The organism is Vibrio sp. G-C-1 (assembly GCF_021728015.1).
In the GTDB taxonomy this organism is placed as follows: Bacteria; Pseudomonadota; Gammaproteobacteria; order Enterobacterales; family Vibrionaceae; genus Vibrio; species Vibrio splendidus.
Window position 1 is genome coordinate 262,167 of the sequence record NZ_JAKKCR010000006.1, and the last position, 25,523, is coordinate 287,689.

Annotated in this window: 20 protein-coding genes, 1 rRNA gene and 1 other annotated feature; of the genes, 10 read left to right on the forward strand and 11 right to left on the reverse strand. The window is 43.7% G+C overall.

Translation table 11 applies throughout. The annotated features are described in order from the left end of the window. The first annotated feature begins 108 nt into the window (after positions 1–108). Positions 109–459, forward strand: coding sequence for a DUF2799 domain-containing protein (locus L3V36_RS11590; protein ID WP_017091341.1), 351 nt, complete (start codon positions 109–111; stop codon positions 457–459). A gap of 109 nt (positions 460–568) precedes the next feature. Here L3V36_RS11590 and murQ read toward each other — a convergent pair whose 3' ends face one another. Together murQ and L3V36_RS11600 are read right to left on the reverse strand one after the other, a co-directional pair. Next, entirely contained in the window at positions 569–1,489 is a 921-nt protein-coding gene (murQ, locus tag L3V36_RS11595; protein WP_017077730.1) for an N-acetylmuramic acid 6-phosphate etherase, read from the reverse strand. Positions 1,490–1,534: 45 nt separating this feature from the next. After that, positions 1,535–2,650, reverse strand: a complete 1,116-nt coding sequence (locus L3V36_RS11600; protein WP_208774802.1) for an anhydro-N-acetylmuramic acid kinase — start codon at positions 2,648–2,650, stop codon at positions 1,535–1,537. A gap of 121 nt (positions 2,651–2,771) precedes the next feature. Between L3V36_RS11600 and nagZ the strand changes: the two genes are divergently transcribed. The 3 genes from nagZ (at position 2,772) to tyrA (ending at position 6,326) form a co-directional block, all read left to right on the forward strand. Continuing rightward, a complete protein-coding gene (gene nagZ / locus L3V36_RS11605; RefSeq protein WP_102447139.1) occupies positions 2,772–3,761 on the forward strand; it encodes a beta-N-acetylhexosaminidase in 990 nt (329 codons plus the stop codon). 246 nt (positions 3,762–4,007) lie between these two features. After that, the gene (locus L3V36_RS11610; protein ID WP_102447140.1) at positions 4,008–5,081 is read left to right on the forward strand and encodes a 3-deoxy-7-phosphoheptulonate synthase; all 1,074 of its coding nucleotides are present in this window, start codon (positions 4,008–4,010) and stop codon (positions 5,079–5,081) included. A gap of 117 nt (positions 5,082–5,198) precedes the next feature. Continuing rightward, on the forward strand, positions 5,199–6,326 hold the full coding sequence (gene tyrA / locus L3V36_RS11615; protein ID WP_017072892.1) for a bifunctional chorismate mutase/prephenate dehydrogenase: 1,128 nt from the start codon (positions 5,199–5,201) through the stop codon (positions 6,324–6,326). Positions 6,327–6,469: 143 nt separating this feature from the next. Here the strand turns inward: tyrA and L3V36_RS11620 are convergent, their stop codons facing one another. The 3 genes from L3V36_RS11620 to ettA all read right to left on the reverse strand — a co-directional run bounded on the left by L3V36_RS11620 (position 6,470) and on the right by ettA (position 9,657). Further along, positions 6,470–7,480: a M23 family metallopeptidase gene (locus L3V36_RS11620; protein WP_017072893.1), complete on the reverse strand. Its 1,011-nt coding sequence runs from the start codon at positions 7,478–7,480 to the stop codon at positions 6,470–6,472. Between the two features lie 50 nt (positions 7,481–7,530). After that, complete coding sequence (locus L3V36_RS11625; RefSeq protein WP_102447141.1) at positions 7,531–7,899, reverse strand: PilZ domain-containing protein; 369 nt, start codon at positions 7,897–7,899, stop codon at positions 7,531–7,533. 90 nt (positions 7,900–7,989) lie between these two features. Further along, a complete protein-coding gene (gene ettA, locus L3V36_RS11630) occupies positions 7,990–9,657 on the reverse strand; it encodes an energy-dependent translational throttle protein EttA (protein WP_004735040.1) in 1,668 nt (555 codons plus the stop codon). A 264-nt stretch (positions 9,658–9,921) separates the two neighbouring features. Here ettA and L3V36_RS11635 point away from each other — a divergent pair, with 264 nt between their 5' ends. Beyond that, positions 9,922–11,871, forward strand: coding sequence for a transglycosylase SLT domain-containing protein (locus L3V36_RS11635; protein ID WP_102450942.1), 1,950 nt, complete (start codon positions 9,922–9,924; stop codon positions 11,869–11,871). A gap of 172 nt (positions 11,872–12,043) precedes the next feature. Continuing rightward, positions 12,044–12,337 (forward strand): trp operon repressor, encoded by a 294-nt coding sequence (trpR, locus tag L3V36_RS11640; protein WP_065681757.1) that lies wholly within the window; start codon positions 12,044–12,046, stop codon positions 12,335–12,337. Positions 12,338–12,461: 124 nt separating this feature from the next. Here trpR and yjjX read toward each other — a convergent pair whose 3' ends face one another. From yjjX to L3V36_RS11670, 6 genes are all read right to left on the reverse strand, one after another. Beyond that, a complete protein-coding gene (gene yjjX, locus L3V36_RS11645; RefSeq protein ID WP_017087561.1) occupies positions 12,462–12,983 on the reverse strand; it encodes an inosine/xanthosine triphosphatase in 522 nt (173 codons plus the stop codon). After that, positions 12,946–15,324: an EAL domain-containing protein gene (locus L3V36_RS11650; RefSeq protein ID WP_102447143.1), complete on the reverse strand. Its 2,379-nt coding sequence runs from the start codon at positions 15,322–15,324 to the stop codon at positions 12,946–12,948. The genes yjjX and L3V36_RS11650 overlap by 38 nt, the downstream gene beginning before the upstream one ends. Before the next feature lie 386 nt (positions 15,325–15,710). After that, entirely contained in the window at positions 15,711–16,886 is a 1,176-nt protein-coding gene (gene pheA, locus L3V36_RS11655) for a prephenate dehydratase (RefSeq protein WP_004735035.1), read from the reverse strand. A 12-nt stretch (positions 16,887–16,898) separates the two neighbouring features. Further along, positions 16,899–17,020 (reverse strand) — a sequence feature (Phe leader region). A gap of 110 nt (positions 17,021–17,130) precedes the next feature. Continuing rightward, on the reverse strand, positions 17,131–17,466 hold the full coding sequence (raiA, locus tag L3V36_RS11660) for a ribosome-associated translation inhibitor RaiA (protein WP_004735034.1): 336 nt from the start codon (positions 17,464–17,466) through the stop codon (positions 17,131–17,133). A gap of 456 nt (positions 17,467–17,922) precedes the next feature. Next, on the reverse strand, positions 17,923–19,347 hold the full coding sequence (locus tag L3V36_RS11665) for a lytic transglycosylase F (protein ID WP_338117436.1): 1,425 nt from the start codon (positions 19,345–19,347) through the stop codon (positions 17,923–17,925). Positions 19,348–19,484: 137 nt separating this feature from the next. Next, positions 19,485–20,213: an outer membrane protein assembly factor BamD gene (locus L3V36_RS11670; RefSeq protein WP_004735032.1), complete on the reverse strand. Its 729-nt coding sequence runs from the start codon at positions 20,211–20,213 to the stop codon at positions 19,485–19,487. A 137-nt stretch (positions 20,214–20,350) separates the two neighbouring features. Between L3V36_RS11670 and rluD the strand changes: the two genes are divergently transcribed. The 4 genes from rluD to L3V36_RS11690 form a co-directional block, all read left to right on the forward strand. Continuing rightward, positions 20,351–21,325, forward strand: a complete 975-nt coding sequence (gene rluD, locus L3V36_RS11675; protein WP_017077746.1) for a 23S rRNA pseudouridine(1911/1915/1917) synthase RluD — start codon at positions 20,351–20,353, stop codon at positions 21,323–21,325. 2 nt (positions 21,326–21,327) lie between these two features. After that, complete coding sequence (pgeF, locus tag L3V36_RS11680; protein ID WP_017084812.1) at positions 21,328–22,068, forward strand: peptidoglycan editing factor PgeF; 741 nt, start codon at positions 21,328–21,330, stop codon at positions 22,066–22,068. A gap of 142 nt (positions 22,069–22,210) precedes the next feature. Next, positions 22,211–24,784 (forward strand): ATP-dependent chaperone ClpB, encoded by a 2,574-nt coding sequence (gene clpB / locus L3V36_RS11685; protein ID WP_017077748.1) that lies wholly within the window; start codon positions 22,211–22,213, stop codon positions 24,782–24,784. A gap of 622 nt (positions 24,785–25,406) precedes the next feature. Continuing rightward, positions 25,407–25,523, forward strand: a 16S ribosomal RNA gene (locus tag L3V36_RS11690); the annotation flags it as partial.

The window sequence follows — 25,523 nt, forward strand, 5'->3', positions numbered from 1 at the left end:
GAGGACAACAACATACAATGAGTGGACATCAGTACGTGTTCAGCGGAGAATCGCCACAAAGGCAGCGCTTCGTCAGGAAGTGGTGAAGTAACAATATAAAGGATTGAAATGAAAAAAATAATAGCACTATTCGCCGTGGCATTTAGCCTTGCAGGATGCAGCGCCAATGTTCAAGATTTAGCGGCCGAAGGCAATTGGCAAGAGATTGGCTATCGTGACGGTATCAAAGGTAACACTCAACGTTCTTACCAAGAGATGACTAAGCTTGGAACGGTAGACCAATCAAGCTACAGCAAAGGATACTATCTAGGTGTTGCTGAATACTGCAACCCAAACCATGCTTATCAAATTGGCTTATCTGGCCAGGTTTATGAAGGCGTTTGTTCAGGTACGGAAGACGCTCAACGTTTCCGTATGGAATGGCAGCGCGGCTGGGATGAGTTTTCTAACGACTACTAAGCTCAAATTAGCGATTAGAAAATAAAAAGACCAGTGCCGCATGTGTACTGGTCTTTTTGTATGTCGTTAAAGTAGCTGTCTAAATGAGATGCGACAAACCAAACTGAGATTACTGATTATTCTCGACTGCTTTTCTCAAGAAGCCATTTTGTTGATCAAGTTGAGCCTTGGCCAGTTCTAAATCTAGCCCTGTTAGAATCATCAAAATAGATAGCTTCACATCATAATCGGTGGTTTTAAGTGTCGAAACTGCAAGGGCTTTGTCACACTCCGTTGCTTGGATTACGATACGAGCTGCGCGGGCAACCAATTTTTCATTGGTCGCTTTTACGTCGACCATCAAGTTCTGGTAGCTCTTACCAATACGAATCATGCTGGCAGTGGTCAGCATGTTGAGCACCAATTTTTGCGCGGTACCTGATTTGAGGCGTGTGGAACCGGTTAAGGCTTCTGGGCCAACCACTGGGCTTATCGCGATTTGAGCAATCTCAGCAATCGGAGAGCCAGGGTTACAAGACAGCGCAACCGTCACCGCGCCAATCTGATTGGCGTAGTTGAGTGCACCAATTACGTAAGGTGTGCGGCCACTAGCCGCGATGCCTACCACGACATCATTTTCTGAAAACTGAATTGCATTCAGATCTTCAATACCGAGAGTCAGCGAGTCTTCAGCGCCTTCTTTGGCTTTTAAAATCGCTTCGGGCCCGCCAGCGATGAGACCGATAACCATCTTGTCTGAAACGCCAAAAGTCGGTGGGCATTCTGAGGCATCTAACACACCTAATCGACCACTGGTACCTGCACCCATATAAATCAGTCGGCCACCGTTTTGAAAGGCATGAGCGATCTTATCAACCGCTTTCGCGATCTGTGGCAGTTCCGCTTCGATCGCTAAAGGCACTTGTTTATCTTGTTGGTTAATCTTTTCAACCACTTCGAGAGAGGTGAGCAGATCAATATCCATAGTGTCAGGGTTTCTCCCCTCCGAAACGAGGTGCGAGAGTGCTGATATGAGAGCGTCGTTACTCATAATGATCCTTAAATGATAATTCTAAAATGATGGTTCTAAAATTGTTTAGACAGCACGATAGAGAACGCCTAGAGAGGCCGCTCTGCTTGCGCCAGTCACTTCTGGTAAATTGCTTGGCAGTTGATGAACATGACGTTGGGCAAGCCACGCAAAGGCCATCGCTTCCATGTAGTCGGCATCAACGCCTTTACTGGTCGTTGAATCAACGTCCCAACTCGGAAGCAGTTCTGCCAACCTTTTCATCAACAATGGGTTTCTCGTCCCGCCACCACATACGTACAGCGCAGGTTGGTTACCCAAGCGATAAGCCTCTACTTCATTGGCTATCGTCAATGCGGTGTATTCACAAAGTGTGTGCTGAACATCTTCCGCTGCAAGGTCTTTAAATTCTGTTAATTGTTGCTCTAGCCACGGTAGATTAAACAGCTCTCTGCCAGTGCTTTTCGGTGGTATTTGAGATAGGTAAGATTCACTTAGAAGCTGTTCGAGAAAGGCTTGATTCAGTTGGCCTGTTAGCGCGAACAGTGCATCACGGTCAAACTTCTCACCCGTGTGTTTATCTACCCAAGCGTCCATTAACATATTGCCCGGGCCAGTATCATAGCCAAGCGTAGGATGATTAGGGCGCAATACCGAAATGTTCGAGATACCACCAATATTCAACACCACAACCGAGCTGTCTTGCGGGTGAAAGATCGTATGGTGAAACGCTGGCACTAATGGCGCACCTTGCCCGCCAAGCGCCATGTCTTTACGTCGAAAATCAGCGACTGTTTGAATCTGTGTTTTAGCGGCAATGATATTGGCATCACCCAACTGCATGGTAAATGGTGAATCACCCGTTGGCTGGTGGAATACCGTTTGGCCATGATTACCTATCGCAGTCACAGAGGATGCAGGTGTACCTGATTTGTCGAGAAGTTGCAGAACCGCATCAGCAAATAGATGACCAAGCTGGTGGTCGAGTTCACCAATGGCAATCAAATCCGTTTTCTGACCAATACAAACCTCAAGCAGACGGGCTTTGATATCCTCTGGCATAGGGAACTCATCATGAGCGAGTAATGTGATACCAGTGTCTTCTATCGAAACTAAGGCCGTATCAACGCCGTCCATACTCGTTCCCGACATCACACCGATATACAGTTCTTTATGATCCATTCCTAAGCTCTTGCCCTGCATTCTTAAAGTCTTCCACAGATTGGTTTAAAAACATTGTAAAGCAAATTTAAAGAGAATAATCTCGGGAAGTTTATGAAATTAGGTTTAATAAGGGATAAATATGGGACCGTTGTGGGTAGATGTTGCGGGCTATGAGCTAACAGCTGAAGACAGAGAAATTTTAGATCATCCAACTGTTGGTGGTCTCATCTTATTTGCTCGAAACTACCACGATAGCAAACAGCTTTCGGCGTTAAACAAAGAGATCCGCAAGGTAGCGAAACGTCCTCTTTTGATTGGTGTTGACCAAGAAGGTGGCCGAGTTCAGCGCTTCCGCGATGGATTTTCAATTATCCCTGCCGCTCAAGAATTCGCGACTAAGAATAATGGTGAGCAGTTAGCAGAACAAGCCGGTTGGTTGATGGCGGCGGAATTGATTGCCCATGATATCGATCTGAGCTTTGCGCCTGTATTAGATAAAGGTCACGACTGTAAAGCGATTGGTAGCCGGGCGTTTGGTGAAGATATTGATACCATCGTTCGCCACAGTAGTGCTTTTATTAAGGGCATGAAATCGGTTGGAATGGCGACAACAGGCAAGCACTTCCCAGGACACGGCGGTGTGATTGCTGATTCGCACCTTGAAACGCCTTACGATCCTAGAGACGACATCTTTGAAACCGACATGGCCATCTTCAAGGCTCAAATTGAAGCTGGAATATTAGATGCGATGATGCCTGCGCACGTGGTTTTTTCGCACTATGATGATCAGCCAGCGAGTGGCTCTGAGTATTGGTTACAGAAAGTATTGAAGCAACAGCTTGGATTTAAAGGCTTGGTGTTCTCTGATGACCTAACTATGGAAGGTGCTGCGATTATGGGTGGGCCAGCCGATAGAGCGAAGGCTGCTCTGAATGCAGGGTGTGACATGGTGCTGATGTGTAATAAGCGAGATGCACAAATTGAGGCTCTTGATCACTTAGCGATTCAAGAGGTGCCTTTAGCCAATTCATTGCTTAAAAAGCACAGCTTTGATTTATCGACGCTTCACTCGGATAGTCGATGGAAAAAGGCCTCAGAGCAAATTAAGCGAATGTTAAACGCTGGGTGATAAATAAACACTCTATAAGTTTGAAGAAGGCGATATGAGAAATATCGCCTTTTTTGTATGTGTGGGGCGCGGTTTAAACTGGTTTGTGTATCAGAGTGAATTAAAGAGGGTGTGTAAATTTTAATTTACAGTAAATGTTTTTTATTGTTTACACTTGCAATCGTTTTTGTAGCTGTTATTGTGTTTTTAAAGATTGTTAGCCCAAATGGAAATGTTGGGTGTAAAAATAAATATACAGGTTGAGTTATGCAGAAAAGTGAATTAAGCAATGTCAATATCATCGACGAACAGGTACTGATTACTCCAGAGGAGTTAAAAGCAAAACTGCCTTTGAGTGATAATGCTCGTCGTTTCATTCAAGAGTCTCGTGAAACTATAGCAAATATCATTCATAAGAAAGATCATCGCATGCTTGTAGTATGTGGCCCATGTTCTATCCATGATATTGAAGCTGCAAAAGAGTACGCGAAACGCTTAAAAGATTTATCTGAGCAGCTTAGCGACCAACTGTATATTGTAATGCGTGTTTACTTTGAGAAGCCTCGTACCACTGTTGGTTGGAAAGGCTTGATCAATGACCCACATCTAGATGGTACGTTCGATATTGAGCATGGTCTGCATGTTGGTCGTGAGCTACTTGTTGAACTCGCTGAGATGGAAATTCCACTAGCGACAGAAGCGCTAGATCCAATCAGCCCGCAATACCTAGCAGATACATTCAGCTGGGCAGCAATCGGCGCACGTACGACTGAATCACAAACCCACCGCGAAATGGCGAGTGGCCTTTCAATGCCAATCGGCTTTAAGAATGGTACAGACGGCAATCTAGGTACTGCAATCAATGCAATGCAGGCGGCTTCTTCTAGCCACCGTTTCATGGGTATCAGCCGTGAGGGTCAAGTTGCACTACTAACGACGCAAGGTAACCCAAATGGTCACGTAATTTTACGTGGCGGTAAGCAGACAAACTACGATTCAGTATCTGTACACGAATGTGAGCAAGAGCTGGGTAAGTCTGGCTTAGAGGCGGCACTAATGGTTGACTGTAGCCATGCGAACTCTCGTAAAGATTTCCGTCGCCAACCGCTGGTGGCTGAAGATGTCATCCATCAGATTCGTGAAGGTAATAAGTCGATTATCGGCCTGATGATTGAGAGCCATATTAACGAAGGAAACCAATCTTCAGATATACCTCTCAATGAGATGAAATACGGTGTATCTATTACCGACGCGTGTATCAATTGGGAGTCAACTGAGGCACTATTGAAACATGCACATACGGAGTTAGTCCCGTTCTTAGAGAACCGCCTGAAAGGTTAGTCAGAGTTTAAATTTAAGTGCCTCATCTAATGGGGCATTTTAAGATCTGTTGCTAACGAACCTGCATCAGTGCGGGCTTTTAGATTAGCACGGGCTTATAGATTAGTAAGGAATAAAATGGCCGTTGAACTGAACGAATTACGCGACCAAATCGATGCTGTCGATAAACAAATGTTGGATTTACTGGCTCAACGACTGGCTCTAGTAGAGAAAGTCGGAGAAGTAAAAAGTGAACATGGTTTACCTATTTATGTACCAGAGCGCGAAGCTGCGATGTTGGCATCTCGTCGTCAAGAAGCCGAGAAAATAGGGGTTCCGCCACAGTTAATCGAAGATATTTTGCGTCGTACTATGCGTGAGTCTTATGCCAGTGAGAAAGATTCTGGTTTTAAGTGCCTTAACCCAGAGTTGCGTTCAGTGGTTATCGTTGGTGGTAATGGCCAGCTTGGTGGTCTGTTTGGACGTATGTTCAAGCTTTCTGGCTACGAAGTGAAAATCCTTGGCAGCCAAGATTGGGATAAAGCCGATGAGATCTTAGATAATGCTGGCCTTGTAGTTGTAACGGTTCCAATTCACCTGACAGAAGGTGTGATTGCGAAGCTGGGTAACCTACCAAGCGATTGTATTCTTTGTGATTTGACGTCGATTAAATCAAAGCCTCTACAAGCAATGATGAACATGCACCAAGGCCCAGTGGTTGGGTTACACCCAATGTTTGGTCCTGATGTTCCAAGCCTTGCGAAGCAAGTGATTGTTTACAGTGATGGACGTGGTTCTGAAAGCTACCAATGGTTGCTGAATCAATTTGGTATTTGGGGCGCGAGCCTTTGCCAGATGGATGCTGCGGAACACGATCATGGCATGACTTTAATTCAAGCACTTCGTCACTTCACCTCTTTTGCTTACGGCTTGCACCTGAGTAAAGAGAATCCAAACATTGATCAGCTTCTGAAGCTAAGTTCGCCAATCTACCGACTGGAGATTGCGATGGTTGGCCGTCTGTTTGCTCAAGACCCGAACTTATACGGTGATATCATTCTTTCTTCGGATGAGAATATTGAGATGATTCGACGTTTCCATAGTCGTTTCGGTGAAGCATTAGAAATCTTGGATGGGAAAGATAAAGCCAAATTCGTTGATAGCTTTAATCAAGTCAGTGATTGGTTTGGCGACTACTCGCAGCAGTTCTTGCAAGAGAGCCAAAATCTTTTAAAGCAAGCGCATGACTCGATTCATCGTGGCTAATACTGATTTGAAATCATAAAAAAGAGCGACCATCTGGTCGCTCTTTTTGTTTGTGCTGAACGCTATGAAAACATTTGGCCTACAGTAGGCTAATAGCAATTAGATCATCATAGGCCAAACTAACAGATCTTATCTATTAACAACTAGTTAGTCGTGATAGGTTTTTTGCTCTCTTCACTCGATACCGTGTCGATGGTCGAGCTAATGTAAGGCACATTCGTCAGATTGATCTGCAAGCGAACCACATTATCAATCAATTGAACCAGTGGGCCCCACTTAACCTTTTTCTCTTTTTCGAACACGTAGTTGAAGTTCTCAGGTGTCCAATCCATCAAGTATTGAGGGTTCAGTGAACGACCAAGGAAGCGTACTTCATAATGCAAGTGTGGCCCGGTTGAGTTACCTGAGTTACCACAGCTTGCAATCACATCACCTTTACTCACAAACTGACCGCTGCGAACTTTGAATTTTTGTAGGTGCGCGTAAGAACTCATGAAACCAAACGAGTGACGCATAGTAATAAAGTTACCGAAGCCTTTTTTACTTGGGCGTACCGTTTCAATGACTCCATCTGCGGGCGCTACAATATCTTCACCACGCTTACACGTTAGATCGATACCAGTATGTACATGGCGTTTACCTGAAATAGGGTTAGTGCGGCTACCATAAGAAGAAGAGATACGTTGATAAGCCATAGGACTGTCGTTTGGAATCAAACGGAACATCGTCGCTCTTACTGCTGAATCTACCGCCGCAGCATCAATGCGATCTTCTAAAGAGATATCATCGGTAAGCAGTTCTTCATCAGCAAGACCCAGCACGGATTCCACATCAAATACACGCTTACCAAGCAGTTGAATGGTGCCTTCTTTTTCTGTCAGTGTTTGCGATAACGAGTGATTGGTTTCTACCTGCTCAGCGTAAAGAAACTCGGTTTGCTCTTTTTCAACAATCAGCGTTTCAATCAACTGTTGTGCATCGCCTGCTTGCATCGCGAGCTCTTGTTTACCTTCGAAGTGCATGTATGCAGCTCCGCCAATTAAAAGTGGCACTGAAAAAATGGCAGTGGTGCACATGAGCACGGCTTTTCGGCCGAAGTAAAACGTCTGTTCCCCTTGGTTAGAGGGAATAGTAATGGAAATTTTTTTAGACATGGTTCTGTATTAACTAAATGCTTCGAATAGAAAAAAGGGTAATGGAGATATTATTCCTTACCCAAATCGGTAAGGTGTTCAATCTCTCTGAAAAGCAGTTCATCGTCGCCGACATTAAGCTCAACAAGGCGCTTAAGGTGGCTAATACTATCAATATCTAAATGCTCTATGCGTAAACGCATTGAGGTATTGATGGTAGAGACTATCGTTGCTTCTAACTGAATATTGATATCACTGTTGGTGAGCTTAAAGCTGACTTGAACAGGAGCATCGTGGCTGAGTTGCTGCCATTTATCACACTGAATGAGTAAACCATGAAGAGATAAGTCTTGCACCGAGCCTGATACATTTACTTGTCCTTGTGAGATCTCAGTCGGGACTTGATAAATAACTCGTGAAAATTGACGTCTTTCAAGCATAGGTAATTTCTCTATATCAATAGGTAAATAGTAAGCCAGATATATCAAAGGCCGCTATTATCGCGGCCTTTGTTCAAAATACAAGCTAATTTACTTAGCAATACGCTTGTACTTGATACGGTGCGGTTCAGCCGCTTGTGCGCCCAGAGTCTTTTTCAGCCACTCTGTGTATTCAGTATAGTTACCTTCGTAGAAGTTAACTTGACCTTCATCACGGTAGTCTAAGATATGGGTCGCAATACGGTCAAGGAACCAACGGTCATGCGAGATAACCATTGCACAGCCAGGGAACTCAAGCAGCGCTTCTTCAAGTGCACGTAGAGTTTCGACATCAAGGTCATTGGTTGGTTCATCGAGTAGCAGTACGTTGCCGCCCGCTTTCAGCAGTTTCGCAAGGTGAACACGGTTACGTTCACCACCAGAAAGCTGACCGATGATTTTCTGTTGGTCGTTGCCTTTGAAGTTGAAACGAGAACAGTAAGCACGTGCAGGGATTTCGAAGTTGTTGATCTTAATGATATCAGCGCCTTCAGAGATCTCTTGGAATACTGTTTTGGTGTCGTCCATGCTGTCACGGAACTGATCAACAGAAGCAAGCTTAACCGTTTCGCCTAATTCAACTGAACCTGAATCTGGCTGTTCTGCGCCGCTTAGCATCTTGAATAGTGTTGATTTACCTGCACCGTTGGCACCTACGATACCCACAATAGCGCCTTTAGGCATGCTGAATGATAGGTCATCGATAAGAACGCGATCACCAAATGACTTCGTTAGGTTCTTAACTTCAAGTACCTTGTCACCTAAACGCTCACCTGGCGGGATGAACAGTTCGTTGGTTTCGTTACGCTTCTGGTATTGGCCAGTTGTGAGTTCTTCAAAACGAGCCATACGAGCTTTAGACTTAGCCTGACGACCTTTAGGGTTTTGACGAACCCACTCAAGTTCTTTCTCGATTGTCTTTTGACGTGCGCTTTCGCCTGATTTTTCTTGTTTCAGACGCTCATCTTTCTGTTCTAGCCAAGATGTGTAGTTACCTTCCCATGGAATACCTTCACCACGGTCAAGTTCTAGAATCCAGCCAGCAGCGTTGTCTAGGAAGTAACGGTCGTGGGTAATTGCCACAACAGTACCGCTGTAATCAACAAGGAAGTGCTCAAGCCAAGCAACTGATTCTGCATCCAAGTGGTTAGTTGGTTCATCAAGAAGCAGCATGTCTGGCTTCTCTAGAAGTAGACGACAGATCGCAACACGACGACGTTCACCACCGGATAGGAGTTCGATTTTCGCATCCCACTCAGGAAGACGAAGTGCGTCAGCTGCGCGCTCTAGAGCTGTCTCTAGGTTGTGGCCGTCTTTCGCTTGGATCAGTGCTTCAAGCTCGCCTTGTTCTTTAGCAAGCGCATCGAAATCTGCATCTGGTTCAGCGTAAGCTGCATATACTGCATCGATACGTTTAAGTGCGTCTGCAACATCAGAAACCGCTTCTTCTACGATTTCACGCACTGTTTTTGATTCGTCTAGTACAGGCTCTTGCGGTAGGTAACCGACTTTAAGACCTTGTTGTGCACGAGCTTCACCATCAATATCAGTATCAATACCAGCCATGATACGTAGTAGGGTAGATTTACCTGAACCATTTAGACCCAAAACACCGATTTTAGCGCCAGGAAAAAAGCTAAGAGAAATGTCTTTAAGAATTTGACGCTTAGGTGGAACAGTTTTGCTCACCCGAGACATGGTATATACGTATTCAGCCATTGCCGATCGATCCTAATTTATTGTTCAAAATTGTCGTCTATTTTATACCAATATCCCCAAAGATGTTACTCCTAGGACAGAAAAGCCATTCTTGAACTAATCCTTACCTATTATTGTCACATTGGTCATTAAAACTATATTTAATAAGCTTCTGAGGCGAAGTGTTAAATATTAATAATATTTACACTCAATCTCTTTACATTTGATGTGATGTCGGGCGTAAATAGACTTCACGTATTCATACACGCACTAAGGAAAGAGCGAATGTTTTTCCGCATTGGTAATACGAAAATTGCTGTGGCTGCATCGGCAATTTTGTCTTCATTTTCACTGGCTCCGATGGCTATGGCTAGCAATGCCTCCGAGCTTGAAATGCAGCGTGATGTTTATGACAGAGCGCAAGAGGTTTTAGACAACCGTGATCTAGAAGCTTACTCTGCGCTACGTAACAAAATTCAAACATATCCGTTAACGCCTTACACTGATTATCGCGCCTTCTTATTAGGCTTAGGTGATCGCACACCTGCTGAAGTGGATGCCTTTATTGAAGAGAATAAAGCCCTACCATTTTCGAATCGTATGCGTGCGCCTTATTTAGATTTATTGGCGGTTCAAAAACAGTGGAAGACGATCTTTGAGTTTCAAACCAAAGAGCCTGTTGGTGAAAAATATCAATGTATCTACTACCGTGCGAATTATGAGCAAGGAAACAAAGAGCTCGCCTTCAAAGGTGCGAAGCAGCTTTGGTTGAGTGGCAGTGGTGTCGATGATAGCTGTGATCCGCTCTTCGAAAGTTGGGATGAAGCGGGTTTAAGAACGGATGAGCTGATATTACAGCGAATGCTATTGGCGTTTGATAAACGAAACGGCAAGTTAATGACCTATCTGATCAAGCAATTGGATCATGATGAGTCAATTGCTCAAGCTAAGCAGATGAAGGCGTTGTACAACAAACCTGAAAATGTACTCGCGTTTGCTAAGAAGCACCCAGCGAATGAATTCTACCAAGCTCAAACCGAATTTGGTTTCGAGAAGCTCGCAAGGAAATCAGCAAGCAGCGCTCAAGAGGTTTTTGATGATGTTGTGAAAGCTCAAAAGTTTTCGAAAGAAAAATCCCAAGAGCTAGCAGATTACTTAACGTTCCGCTTGATCAATACCGACTCTGAAGAGTTGATGGCGTGGCGAGACAAAATGCTCGCGAGTTCATCAAAGCAAGTCTTGTTGGAAAGACGTGCTCGCTTAGCGATTCAGCATGCCGATTGGACTGGCTTGAAAGAGTGGATTGCGCGCTTAGATGATAAGCATCAGGCTTCGCTTCGCTGGCAGTATTGGCAAGGTAGAGCAGAGATAGCACTCGGTGATACTGCTAAGGGTAACAAACGACTGTCAGATATCTTGGGTCAGCGTAATTTCTACAGTGTAGCTGCGGCTAAGCAGTTAGGTAAGCCAGTTCAGTACCCAACATCGACACTCAAATACAACGCTGAAACAGTAAAGCCATTTGAGACCTCTTTGGTTCGAATCGGCGAGCTGATTGACCGAGATAAAATTGCGGCAGCGAAGAGTGAGTGGCGTTGGTTGTTAACCAATGCTGATAAAGATCAGAAATCAATGCTCGCAGCTCATGCTGCGACGCAGCGTTGGAACCACTTTACAGTGACAGCGAGCATCTCTGCGAAGATGTGGGACAACATAGACCTACGCTTCCCTGTTGCTCATAAGTGGTGGTTTAACTTCTACGCCGAAAAGCACGATATAGACCCGATTACCTTAATGTCTTTAGCGAGACAAGAGAGTGCGATGGATTCAGAAGCTCGCTCTCCAGTTGGCGCGCGTGGCATCATGCAAATTATGCCAAAGACGGCGCAATATACGGCGAACAAACATAAGATTAAATATCAGGGCAGCGATGATCTTTATGATGTCGGCAAGAACATTGAGATTGGTAGCCACTATCTAGATGGCCTATTAGCTCAATATGATAACAACCGTATTTTTGCATTTGCTGCTTATAATGCAGGCCCGAGTCGTGTGAAACAATGGCGTTCACGCAGCGATGAAAAGCTCGATGCATTTGCTTTTATCGAAATGATTCCATTCAAAGAGACTCGTGGCTACGTTCAGAATATCTTGATGTTTGAGACTTACTATCGAGATATCTTGGGCGAGAAAGGGATGTTTTTAGCGCCCCATGAGGCCGAAACGAAATACTAGGGGGTCGGTACTTTCTCCGAAACTGAGTAATATTAAAGGCAGTGAGTGCGAACCAGTTCCACTTGCTGCCTTTTTACATTGGATCAAAGCAAGTGTTTCGGTATAAAGTGTTAAACGCTTTCAATCATTAAGCGGCTACTTCAAGCCAAAATTTAAAAGTAAGTGTAGAGATATGGCATCACAACCTGAATATGAGAATTGGCAACAACTAATGGATTTGGTAAAAACAGCGGCTGAGAAAGATCAGCATGAACTGTTGTTGACCATGATGATGACACCTGATGAGCGAGATGCTTTGGTTGCTCGAGTGAATATTCTTTGCGAACTCATGAAAGGGGAAATGTCACAAAGACAGGTGAGCCAAATGTTAGGTGTGGGTGTGGCTACGATCACGCGAGGCTCTAATGAGCTAAAGGCTAAATCTGAGCAAGAGAAAGCGGCAATTGCAGAGCTGTTACTCAAGTAAGCATTTAAACAGTAAGCCTTAAGAACTTGATAAACACGCTAACCATAGGTTAGCGTTTTTTGTTTTTATCCCGCTCAATGATATTACCTCTAGAGAGGCGAAATATCGTGTTTCTTAAACAAGACTAAGCAGGGAAGTGCTTAGGGTTAACAAATGGGATCAGCGCTAGGATTAAAGCTTGGCTATATACAGAACTGCGAGATAGTTGGTTATGTGTCAATAAGCCAATCGCACCGCCTTTTTGCTTTATGTTGTCGGTGCCGAATACTTCATCCATCACATCACCTAGCTCATTCGCATGCTGGAGTTTATCAAGCACAACGGGTGGCAGCATCAAGCTTGCAGATCGAGATTCTCCGCGCTGACCGTTTGCTTCAACGACCATCCAAGCAAATGTAACCTTTCCTTCTATTCCAGACTCTAATCCAACATAAAAATCCGCATCAGGTTGAGCTTGAGTTGCGTTGTGAACGCGATTTACCGCACCTTGATAGGTCTCGTCGTTGCTCATCGGTTGATCAGAGACACCGCTAGGGACGCTGATGCCTTTGAAATCAAATTCAGTATCAGGAAAAGCAGATAAGAATGCACTTTTAACGGCGTTAATTTTAGCTGGGTTCAGCGATGCGATGATTACAGATTTCATGTATTGGATTCTTTTTTTTATCGATTAAATTGAGTTGATGTTGTCGGTACCAATCACTCAGTTCTTCTAATGGCATAGGTTTACCGAAGTAATAGCCTTGCAGCATATCGCACTGTGCTTCTTGCAACCACTGATGCATGCTTTCAGTTTCGATGCCCTCGGCTGTGACCTTCTTACCCTGAGCATGACATAACCCGATAACCGGTTTCACTATGTTCTGATTATCGGTCTCAATTAAGGTGTCTAAAAAGGCTTTATCGAGCTTAATTTTTTGAGTTGGATACTGCACCAGTTGAGTGATGGAGGTGTAGCCAGATCCAAAGTCATCAATGGCTAATCGATAGCCCATATCAGACAGTTCGTTAAGCAGCGGAAAACCTTCAGAGTTTGAGTAAAAGGTTTCGGTAATTTCAAAATCAATCAAACTTGGCGGAATTCGATTTAAATCGGCGTGCTCTTTGATGAAGTCAGCAAGATCAGTCGTTTCAATCCCAGCAGAAGATAAGTTAATCGACAACTGAATTGAGTGATCAAATTGAGCCTGAAGTCGATGAAAAGAAGCAAATGCATTCTGAATGACCCACTGATCAACCTGATCGAATAATCCTGTTTGCTCGGCAATTGGAATGAATTCATCAGGTGGAACCAAGCCTAGTTGCTCCGAATTCCAACGTAATAACACCTCAACACCAATAACATGGGTTCCTGTTGAATCCATGTACGGCATATAAACGAGCCTAAATTCATCATCAAAGTTCTTGTCTTTGAGTGCGCGCTCAATATTTGCTTGGCGTTGAATCGCTTTGTCTAAATCTCGTGAATAGTCAGCAAATTGGTTTTTACCTGCGCGTTTGGCTTGGTACATCGCGGTATCAGCGTTCGACAGTAGCTTTTCGATGGAATGGCCATCGTTGGGGTAGGTCGCAATACCAATACTGACCGTGATCGGAAAGCTCCCTGATTCTGTGATAAAGCCTTTTTGTAGTGGCGTCAGTAAGCTATCAGAGAATCTATGCGCGATATTCCCTTGGCGAGTAGGGGCGTTAATGTACACAACGAACTCGTCTCCAGAAAGTCGGGCGGGCATACAATGAGCGTCAAATTCTGTTTTATAGTGGCTACAAATATCGGAAATACGCTGAGCAAAACTGACCAGAATGGAGTCGCCGATTTGATGTCCATATTTGTCGTTCACAAACTTGAAGTTATCTAGGTCAAAGTAGAGAACCCAGGTTTCGGTATTCGAGCTAGGCTTGGGTAATGATTGCTGAACGAAGGTTTGAAATTGATGCCTATTGGCTATTTGGGTTAATTGATCATTCTCGGCCAATAGCTTGGTCTGTTGGTAGGTGTTATCTAGCTCTTGGTACATATCATAAAAACGCTGTGATAGGCGGCCAAGCTCATCACGAGTGCCTAAGCGCTCAATGTTCTTACGTTGTTTTTTTTCGACTTGCTGCAGTTGTCGGTCGAGTCGTGTTATCGGGGATATCACACTGCGAGACAAAAGCATGAGTAGCAGAGCAACCGTCACAAACGCGGATAGTGCAAAGGACAAACTCAGCTTATTCCAAATTGATTCGAGCTTGTTTTCCAATAGGAATGGCGCCGGGTCAACTGTGGCGTAAAGTTCTGGCGCAAGCTTGACTGAGTGGGTGACATTATTTTCCAGGGAAACCGCTATAGATGTGAAGAATAAGCTGGTTTGGTAGTCGAACTCTATCTGTTTTCTCAACGCATTAAATTTATCGAGAGAGACTGACACAACAACAAAGAACACATCGTCGGGGTGATTGTTTGCGGTTGGGAAAATCGTTTTCTTGTCTACCTTCTCGTAGTGAACCAACATCCCTTCACCTTGAGAGTTTTGAATATAGTTGGTACTTGATGCTGCTAAGGTGTCTTGATAGTACTGATCCACAAAATCCAATATTTTGCTGTCAATCTGAGTGCGTGAGTCGCTGTTATTATCAGCGTAATAACTCAATTTTCGCTGACTATTGAGAAGCGCTAACCCGGTATAGCTTTCATCGTCATCTTGCAAGAAGTGTATGGCTTCTCTAAGGTTACTAACCAGTTCAAGATCGCGAGATAGGTTTTGTTCAGTGAGAAAGTAACGCTTCACCATGTCACTTTGGGTCAAGGTGTAAGAGTAGCTATTTAGGAACGAGCGAGACTGTCGAAAATATCCTGCCAACTTTTCCATGTTTAGCTGAAGTGCGTTGTCTTCGCGTTTGATAAAACTGCTTTTCTGCGTTGAATAAATAATATAGCTAGAAGCTGCGGTACTGATCAGTATCACAGGGGTTATCAGTAGTAAGATTTTAGTACTTAGCTTCATAGTTAATGACAACACTATTTATAATTTAAGCGCGTAAGTTTATGTTACTTAATACTTACTCGCTATTAATTACACGTAGTTCGATGATTTCCTGTGAAGGGGGTAAGGTTTTGTCTTTATTGATAAAAAAGCCACTAATGAGTTTTTTGTTAAGAAGGTGTTGAATGGTGTGGGTTAGAAGGCATGTACAGCCAGTGAAATAATCGAGTCATGTCTCAGGAATACGTAGTGTGAGTATTCCTGAGTACGAGTTATTCCACTAGCCGCTGGTTTTAGCATTTGGCCTACTGTAGGCCAAGTGGTTATAGCAGATTTAAACTTATGCCAGCTTTAAACGTTTGTTCGTTAAAAACTTATGTTCGCCAAAAGCTTATGTTCGTTAAAAGCTATGACAACTTAACCTGCGTGGCTTTGATGTTTTCACTTGGATAACAACCCAACACTTTAAGGTGACGAGTAATGGCAGTTAGTTCCGTTATCGCTTGCTGCATATTATCTGCATCCAAATGTGCTTCTAAATCAACGTAGAACATCTCTTCCCATGGGTTGCCCATGATAGGACGAGATTCCAGCTTAGTCATGTTGATGCCCAAGCGTTGTAGGATTAGTAGAGTTTCTACCAAAGAACCCGCCTCTTGAGAAGTCGACATGATCAGTGTCGTTTTAGCTGGGATTTGAGTTGATACTTCTACCGGTTTACGCGCCACAACGATGAAACGAGTGTGGTTCTCAGTTTGGTTTGCAATGTTGCCTTGGATTGGCTGAAGCCCATAAAGCTTGCCGCTCGATGCATTGCCAATTGCTGCCACATCATCGCCTTCCAGATCTTTAACCTTCTTCATTGCATCAGCTGTACTTGCGCAAGACTCAAGGCTGACACCTTTAAGACGACTCAAAAACTCACTGCACTGTTGGTGAGGTTGTGGGTGTGAATAGAGGGTTTTGATGTCCTCTAAACGAATATCATTTTTCGCAACCAAGCAGTGTTCAATTGGTTGAGACAGTTCACCAACGATATAAAGCGTTGTGTGTTGCAGTAGGTCGTAGACCTCATTGATTGAACCTGAACTGGTGTTCTCAATCGGCAACACACCGTAATCGGCATGACCAGATTCCACCGTCGATGCCACTTCTTTGAAATGATTGCAGTTAAGCTCTATCAATTCCATATTCTTACGGCTGAAATATTCACGGCTAGCAAGATGAGAATATGATCCCTTAGAACCTAAGAATGCAACGCGAGCCAGAGGTTTACGGCTTTGCGGGTTCGCTAGGTTTTGTAAGTATGACTGCTGTAGTAAAACGGAATCTTCGATGATGGTGTGAAACAGTTTAGTAATGTACTGTGCATCAAGCTCATATTTATCTTTACCGTTGTTAATCAGCTTAACCAGAAGCTGCTGCTCACGAACGGCATCGCGTACAGGCTTTGATGTTTCTACCTTGCTTTTCGCAACTTCGATACTGAGTTTGCGACGTTCGGAAAGTAAACTCAGCAGTTCGTCATCTAAATCATTAAGACGAAGGCGGATATCATCCAGTGAAATTGAGCGGTCAGTCATAAATGTGTCCTTATAAAAAAGCCTCCCTAGTGTGGGAGGCTTCTTGTTCGTTTTTGACTTGTTTTTCTAAAACGACTCAGCCTCCGATTTACGGAAGAAAAAAGAAGTCAAAAATAAACAAAGATTGAGTGTGCATAAAAAGTGATTGTTTTATGAATGTTTAAACACAATAAGCAAGCGAGCTACGAGCGTCAAGCAAAAAAATAGCGCCCTGAGGCGCTATTTTTTAATCTGTTCTCTTTCCTTATTCTACTTCAGCTTCTAGCTCTTCGATTTCAGGCTTTTCAGCGCGGCGCGCTTCAGGTTTATGGCGTAGCTTGTTGAGTTGACGCTCTAGTTTTTGTTCTACTTCGTTGATAGCTACGTAGAGGTCGTCATGGATTGATGAAGCAACAAGTTGGCCTTTTGGTACGGTTAGAACCGCTTCAAATTTTTTCTTCTTGTTTGGTTCTTCGCTAAAGCTCGCTTGGCAGCCAATGATGTCTACTTGCCATTTATCCAGCTTTTTAAATTTGCTTTCTATGTGATCACGGATTGCAGAGGTAATGTCGATGTTTTTACCAGTGATGTTCATTTTCATAGAAGTTTTCCTCTGTTGTATCCCTCATGGGTTAACTTCAGATTACGACTTCTAGGAATAAAGAATGTGATCTAGATCTTGTTTTGGTTGGGTGGGATAAGCATTAAAATCAAATGTGATCTCACGCAAATCTTAGTATCTTTTTGGCGAAAAATGCTTGTTATCTCTATGAAAAACGATAACTTGGAGGCAAGGCTTCGCTAAAAATTAAACCAGTTTTTAGGGGCGTCCTACAGCCTATGGAAAGTGCTTGATTGAAATTTACTCAATAGTGTTTTGTGATATAGGTCTCGCGTTCTAGATCGCTACGTAAGCTTCTTCAGAATTAGATAAACAAAAGCCGCATAAGTTTTCTTATGCGGCTTTTGTGTTTTTAATTTGCCTTAGTGCCTTAGTGCCTTAGTGCCTTAGTGCCTTAGTGCCTTAGCTCCCCTGGCTCTTAGGGTTGAAGACAAACTAATCGTTTGTTTTGAGTAGTCTGGCTGTCCCATTTTCTCGGATAGCATTGATAGCTTGTAACTGCTTATAGATTACAAAGTAACGGTTGATGTTGGCGACATAGGTCACCGGTTCTTTGCTCACGTATTTACGAGTGATGATTTCTACGTTTTTAAACCAGATGTTTGGGTTGTAACCTTTCTGCTTGGCAATGCGCCTCATCTTTCTGATCTTAGCAGGACCAGCATTGTAAGAAGCCAAAGTGAAGTAGATTTGGTTATCTGCCGTAATGGCAGGGTCGTCAAAATACCTGTCCTTAATGAAACGCATGTATTTCACACCCGCATGGATGTTGTTATCCACCTTATGTATGTTTTTGATGTTGACGTTTTTGTCTTTGGCGGTACTTGGCAACACCTGCATCACACCAATAGCTCCACGATGAGAAACTCGGCTTTGATCCAGTCCAGACTCTTGGAATCCTTGTGCAGACATCATCAAAGGGTCGAATTCGTATTGACTCGAATACTTTTCAAAAACATCTGACAGCTTAGCCACTCGGTCTATTTTATTTGGGTTGAGCGCTCTACCTAACCAGCGAGTGTTGTCGATGTATTTCTGATAGATAACATTTCCAAGTAGGGTACCTGTTCGTGCCGTCTTGACGTATTTGTTGATCTCTTTTTTTAGTTGAGGGCTGTTTTTTCTTAATGCCCACGCTATTTGGCCATTTTCACGTAAGGGTAAATCGTGATGGACCTGAATGTTTTCCATTACGTCAGTCCATAACTTTGCTTTATGGCTATCTAGGATTGTGCCTTGTATATAGCCTTGGTTGACCAACTCTATCAGCTCGTAGTCTTGTAATGACTCCTCAATAAAGTGGACATGCAGCGGTGGTAAGTCTAATTCATTCAGTTCTTTATTGACTCTTTGTACACTCTCGAAGTAACTCGAACTTGCACGGATCCAAACCTCTTTACCGCTCAGTTGCTTGATTTCGGTGATAGGGGCTGAGTTCTTTCCTGTGATAATCAGCTCTTTTCCATTTTTAATCATTGGGTCGGAAAAATCGATGATTCGTAATCGCTTGTCGGTGATCGTCAGGTTCGCGACAGCGACGTCGCCATAACCAGATTCTAATGAGGGAAGTAGATCATCTCGCTGCACTGGGATTATTTGAACATTGAGGTAAGGGTGTTTCTTACGAAGGCTCTTCTCAAAGTGGTAGAGCATTTCAGCCACGATGCCTTTTGGTTTGCCATCCTCGATATAATAAAAACCAAGATCAGCAGACACGAGCACTCTAACCGTTCCTTTGGTTTTGAGCACATCTAAGTCACCCATGTAAGGCTCGTTGCTTAACGGGGACAGTTCTAATGCGTAGGATAATTGGCTAAATAGCGATATCCAGATAAATAATAACAACCTACTCACATCCACACTCCATGTTGATGTTTTGTTAAAAGTTATCTTTTGAAGATACCGTGTATTATGCGATTCATCAAGTTTACGAAATTAAGTTCAAAAAAAACGCGCTAATAAATTAGCGCGTTTTCGAATAAATATGACAACGTTGATTAAGGCAGTGGGTTTAACTCAATCAATTTTTCTGTTCTTGAAGCTGCGTCTTCTAAACCTAGTTGTTTATAAGCTTCTAACTGAATATCCAAAGACTTACGTGCAGCAATTGTGTCTGGGTAAGTCTTCTGCAGTTCTTGTGTTCGGTTTACAGCTGCAATCCAAGCTTCACGGCGTAGGTAGAAATCAGCGGTTGCTAAGTCATACTCTGCGAGGCGGTTCTTAAGTGCGAACATGCGTTTTTGCGCATCTTCCGCATAAGGGCTGCTAGGGAAGCGTTCCAGTAGTCGTTTGAAGTCAGCAAACGCGAGTTTCACTGGTTCTGGATCTCGGTCACTACGGTCGATATTAAAAATGTCGTGCATGAAGTTTCGGTCTTGTGCCATGTGCGTTAGGCCGCGCATGTAAAGCACCCAGTCTTGTTTTTCATGAGTCGGGTTTAAGCGTAGGAATCGAGAAATGGTGGCAAGGCCTAACGCCAAGTCATCATTTTTGTAGTACGCGTAAATCAGATCTAGCTGTACTTGTTCCGAATAGGCGCCGAATGGGTAACGAGAGTCTAAGGCTTCTAGCTTTTCGATTGCAGAAAGCCAGCTACCGCTCTGTAGGGACTCTTGAGCGTCAGAGTAAAGAACCGATGGTGGTACATCCGGTACTATTTCTTCAGTACTTGAACAGCCAACTAAGAGTGATACGGCTAATAGACCCGATAAAGTAAGGTGTTTCATGTCAGGCGTCGATTCCTTGAATTAAATATTTCGTAAGCTTCCGTTACTTTCTAACCAGTAACAGATACAATGATGCAATTATTCTATTTTATCCATACTAATGGGTATTAGTCTCACGGTTTTTAAAAAAGTTCGATATGGCTCAGCAGATAACATTAACAGACACAGTAAAAAGCAGCCAGTTAGGTCAACGTTTAGACCAAGCTGTCGCTGAACTATTTACCGATTTTTCTCGCTCTCGTATTAAAGAGTGGCTTCTTGACGGCAAAATCCAAGTGGATGGCGAAGTTATCACTAAACCGCGCACCATAGTTTTGGGCGGTGAAGCGATCATCCTACAAGCGGAGCTTGCAGATGAAGAGCGCTGGGAAGCACAAGATATTCCGTTAAACATTGTCTATGAAGATGATGATTTATTGGTTATCAATAAGCCTCGCGATCTGGTTGTACACCCAGGCGCAGGTACGCCGGATGGAACCATACTAAACGCATTGCTTTTCCATTACCCTCAGATTGCAGAAGTACCGCGTGCGGGTATTGTGCACCGTCTTGATAAAGACACAACCGGTCTTATGGTTGTGGCTAAGACGGTTCCAGCTCAAACTCGCCTTGTACGTGCTCTTGCTAAACGTCGTATCACTCGTGAATATGAAGCAATTGCTATTGGTAAAATGACCGCGGGTGGTGTGGTTGAGAAAGGCATTAGCCGTCATGCAACTAAACGTACTTTAATGGACGTGAATGAATTAGGTAAGCCTGCGGTAACTCACTACCGTGTTGCGGAGCATTTCCGCGAACATACTCGTATTCGTCTACGCCTAGAAACAGGTCGTACTCACCAAATCCGTGTTCATATGTCATACCTTCAGCACCCTCTGTTAGGTGATATTGCATACGGTGGTCGTGCACGTATTCCAAAAGGTGCATCTGAAGAGCTGACGACAATGATTCGTTCTTTTGATCGCCAAGCGCTGCATGCTGTAATGCTTAAATTTGTTCACCCTATTACTGGTGAAGAAGTTGAGTTCCACGCACCTGTTCCAAATGACATGGTTGTGATGGCAGAAGCATTACGTGTTGATGCTCGCGAAAATCACGAAGACGACATTTAATCATGTCAATGATCATCCCTGACTGGAACGCTCCTCAAAACGTGAAAGCATTTGCTTCGACTCGTTTCGATGGTTGTTCTACAGGTGCTTATCAAGGGTTAAACCTCGGTATGCACGTTGGGGATGATACTTCGCTTGTTGAAAGCAATCGAGAATGGCTAAAGCAACAATCTAAGATGCCCACGGCTCCAGTATGGCTAAATCAAACTCACTCAACGGATATCGTTACAGTTTTAGAACCGGTGACGAATGTTCTTGATGCTGATGGTGTATTTACCTCTGCAAAGGGTATTGTGTGTTCAGCGATGACGGCAGATTGCTTGCCAGTACTTCTTACCGATACCAAAGGCACTCAAGTCGCGGCTGTTCATGCGGGTTGGCGTGGTCTTGCTGGTGGCATTCTTGAAAATGCCGTCGCAAAGTTTTCAAATCTAGATTCAGATAATCAGATCATGGCTTGGCTTGGCCCTGCAATTGGCAAAGATGCATTTGAGGTTGGCAACGATGTGTTGGAAGCTTTTGTTCGTTTTGACCCTCAAGCTAAATTAGCATTTCAAGCCAAAGCTAAACCGGGCAAATGGCTGGCAAACATGTCTCAACTCGCGACTCAACGATTAATGAAAGTTGGCGTGACTTCAGTGACAGACTCGAATCTATGTACATACGCAGATTCAGATGCTTTCTATTCTTATCGCCGTGATGGCATTACTGGGCGTCAGGCTACATTTATTTGGTTAGAGTAATCTCTGGCTAGTACAACCACTCATCCAGCTCATTTATATTTTCATATAAGCTCTATTCTTCACTCTTATCCCTTGAAAATCCGCGTTACCGTATCCATCTTCTAACCATAAGATAAACATATCTAAGAGTAGGAAGGTTGGCATGCGTCTCGATCGGTTCACTAGTAAATTCCAAATTGCGATATCTGATGCTCAGTCGCTCGCATTAGGTCGTGATCACCAATATATAGAACCTGTGCATCTAATGGTGTCTTTGCTTAATCAAGATGGCAGTGCGATTCGTCCATTGCTTACTATGCTGAACATTGATGTTGTTCAATTGCGTTCTAAATTGAGCGAAATATTAGACCGAGTGCCAAAAGTAAGTGGTATCGGTGGTGATGTTCAGCTTTCGAATGCCATGGGAACATTGTTCAACCTATGTGACAAGGTCGCGCAAAAGCGCCAAGACAGTTACATATCTTCAGAAGTATTCCTACTCGCTGCAATTGAAGACAAAGGTCCTTTAGGGAACTTACTTAAAGAGTTAGGCCTTACTGAGCAAAAACTATCTCAAGCTATCGAGCAAGTTCGTGGTGGTCAAAAAGTCGATGACCCGAATGCGGAAGATAGACGCCAAGCATTAGAGAAGTTCACCATTGATCTGACCGAAAGAGCAGAGCAAGGCAAGCTAGATCCTGTGATTGGTCGAGACGATGAAATTCGTCGCACTATCCAAGTACTTCAACGCCGTACTAAGAATAACCCTGTCATTATTGGTGAGCCTGGTGTCGGAAAAACGGCAATCGTTGAAGGTTTAGCGCAGCGCATTATCAATAATGAAGTACCGGAAGGCTTGAGAGGGCGACGAGTTCTTTCATTAGACATGGGCTCTTTGATTGCAGGTGCTAAATATCGTGGTGAATTTGAAGAGCGCTTGAAATCAGTTCTCAACGAATTATCGAAAGAAGAGGGCAACATTATTCTCTTCATCGATGAAATTCACACCATGGTAGGAGCAGGTAAAGGCGAAGGCTCTATGGACGCCGGTAATATGCTGAAACCAGCATTGGCTCGTGGTGAGCTGCATTGTGTAGGCGCAACGACACTCGATGAACATCGTCAGTATATAGAGAAAGATCCTGCATTAGAGCGTCGATTCCAAAAAGTGATAGTCGATGAGCCAACCGTTGAAGACACAGTTGCGATTCTTCGTGGTTTGAAAGAGCGCTATGAACTTCACCATCATGTAGAAATTACTGACCCAGCGATTGTAGCGGCGGCAACGTTATCTCATCGATACGTTTCAGATCGTCAGTTACCAGATAAGGCGATTGATCTCATTGATGAAGCGGCTTCGAGCATTCGCATGCAGATCGATTCAAAACCTGAGTCGCTAGATAAGCTCGAGCGCAAAATCATTCAATTGAAGATCGAACAGCAAGCTCTGACGAATGAAAATGATGAGGCCAGTGAAAAGCGCCTGCGCACGCTACAAAGCGAACTTTCTGAGAAGGAGCGGGATTTTGCTGAGCTTGAAGAAGTTTGGAACGCTGAAAAAGCGGCGCTTTCCGGGACGCAACATATCAAATCAGAGTTAGAACAAGCTCGTATGGATATGGACTTTGCAAGGCGTGCTGGCGATCTTAACCGAATGTCTGAATTGCAATATGGTCGAATCCCAGAGTTGGAGAAGCAGTTAGACCTCGCGACTCAAGCTGAAATGCAAGAAATGACCTTATTACGTAATAAGGTAACTGACGCTGAAATTGCCGATGTTCTTTCAAAGCAAACCGGCATTCCGGTTTCTAAAATGCTAGAGGCAGAAAAAGAGAAGCTTCTGAAAATGGAAGGTGTTCTGCATAAGCGGGTTATTGGGCAAGCCGAAGCGGTAGAAGTGGTATCGAATGCGATTCGTCGTAGTCGTGCTGGTTTATCCGATCCAAATAAGCCGATTGGTTCTTTCTTATTTCTTGGTCCAACGGGCGTAGGTAAAACCGAACTGTGTAAAACATTGGCTAACTTCATGTTTGATAGTGACGATGCCATGGTTCGTATCGATATGTCTGAGTTTATGGAGAAGCACTCAGTGGCTCGTTTGGTTGGTGCTCCTCCAGGTTACGTTGGGTATGAAGAAGGTGGTTACTTAACTGAAGCTGTTCGTCGAAAACCTTATTCTGTGATTCTGCTTGATGAGGTAGAGAAAGCGCACCCTGATGTTTTCAATATTCTATTGCAGGTTTTAGATGATGGACGATTAACTGACGGACAAGGTCGCACGGTCGATTTCAGAAATACCGTAGTGATCATGACATCTAATCTTGGCTCTTCGAGAATTCAAGAAAACTTCAATACGCTCGATTACCAAGGAATAAAGAATGAGGTGATGGAAGTAGTAGGTAAGCATTTCCGCCCTGAGTTTTTGAACCGTGTTGATGAAAGTGTCGTGTTCCATCCATTAGGCCAAGCTCACATCGAGTCAATAGCCGCTATTCAGCTTGAGCATTTGAAGAAACGAATGGAAGACAATGGCTATGAGCTTGAAGTTTCGGACAAAGCACTGAAGTTGATCTCTCAAGTCGGTTTTGATCCTGTCTATGGTGCGAGGCCTCTTAAAAGAGCAATTCAGCAGAGTGTTGAGAACCCATTAGCGAAAGCGATACTTGCAGGGAAAATCAATCCGGACAAGAAAGTGCAGCTATTAGTGAATAACGACCGAATTATTGCTCACCAATAATCAAGGTAAGAACGATAGGTACGATTAGTCGAAATTAAGACGTAATCGTACCTATTTTGAACGCTTTGTGTGAATAGTGTCCGAACGATCGCCTGCTGCGGTCTTTTTTCGTTTTTGGCCTTGTGCAAAGGGGGATTCTCTCTATAATGCGCCTCCGTTGCCAGGGATAACTAAGCGGTTTGAACTAAGCAACGAGACGACATTAAGCATTTAAGATGCTTTGAAAAATTAGCTGGAAAAAGTGTTTGACACTGGAACCCAATTCGCTAGAATGGCCGTCCACTTAGAGAGGCTCCTTACTAAAAGGAACGCTCAATAAGTAAAGCTCTTTAACAATTTAAACCTATCAATCTGTGTGGGCACTCGTTGATGAATATCAAAACGTTATTACTTAGGTAGTAACAGTTACTTCGGTAACAAAATGATTTCAATGAACTGAGTGACCTGAACTAGAAAAAGTTCGAATGCTTTTTGGTTTTGCTTTTTATTAAAAAGTGAAAACAACAAGCGGCACAGTCAATTCATTACCATTCTGTTGGAATGGTAATAGCTTTAGAATTACATGTTCATGTTTACATGAATATTAGTTTTGAAGTCAGTATTCGTTGAGTCACAAAATCTTAAATTGAAGAGTTTGATCATGGCTCAGATTGAACGCTGGCGGCAGGCCTAACACATGCAAGTCGAGCGGAAACGACACTAACAATCCTTCGGGTGCGTTAATGGGCGTCGAGCGGCG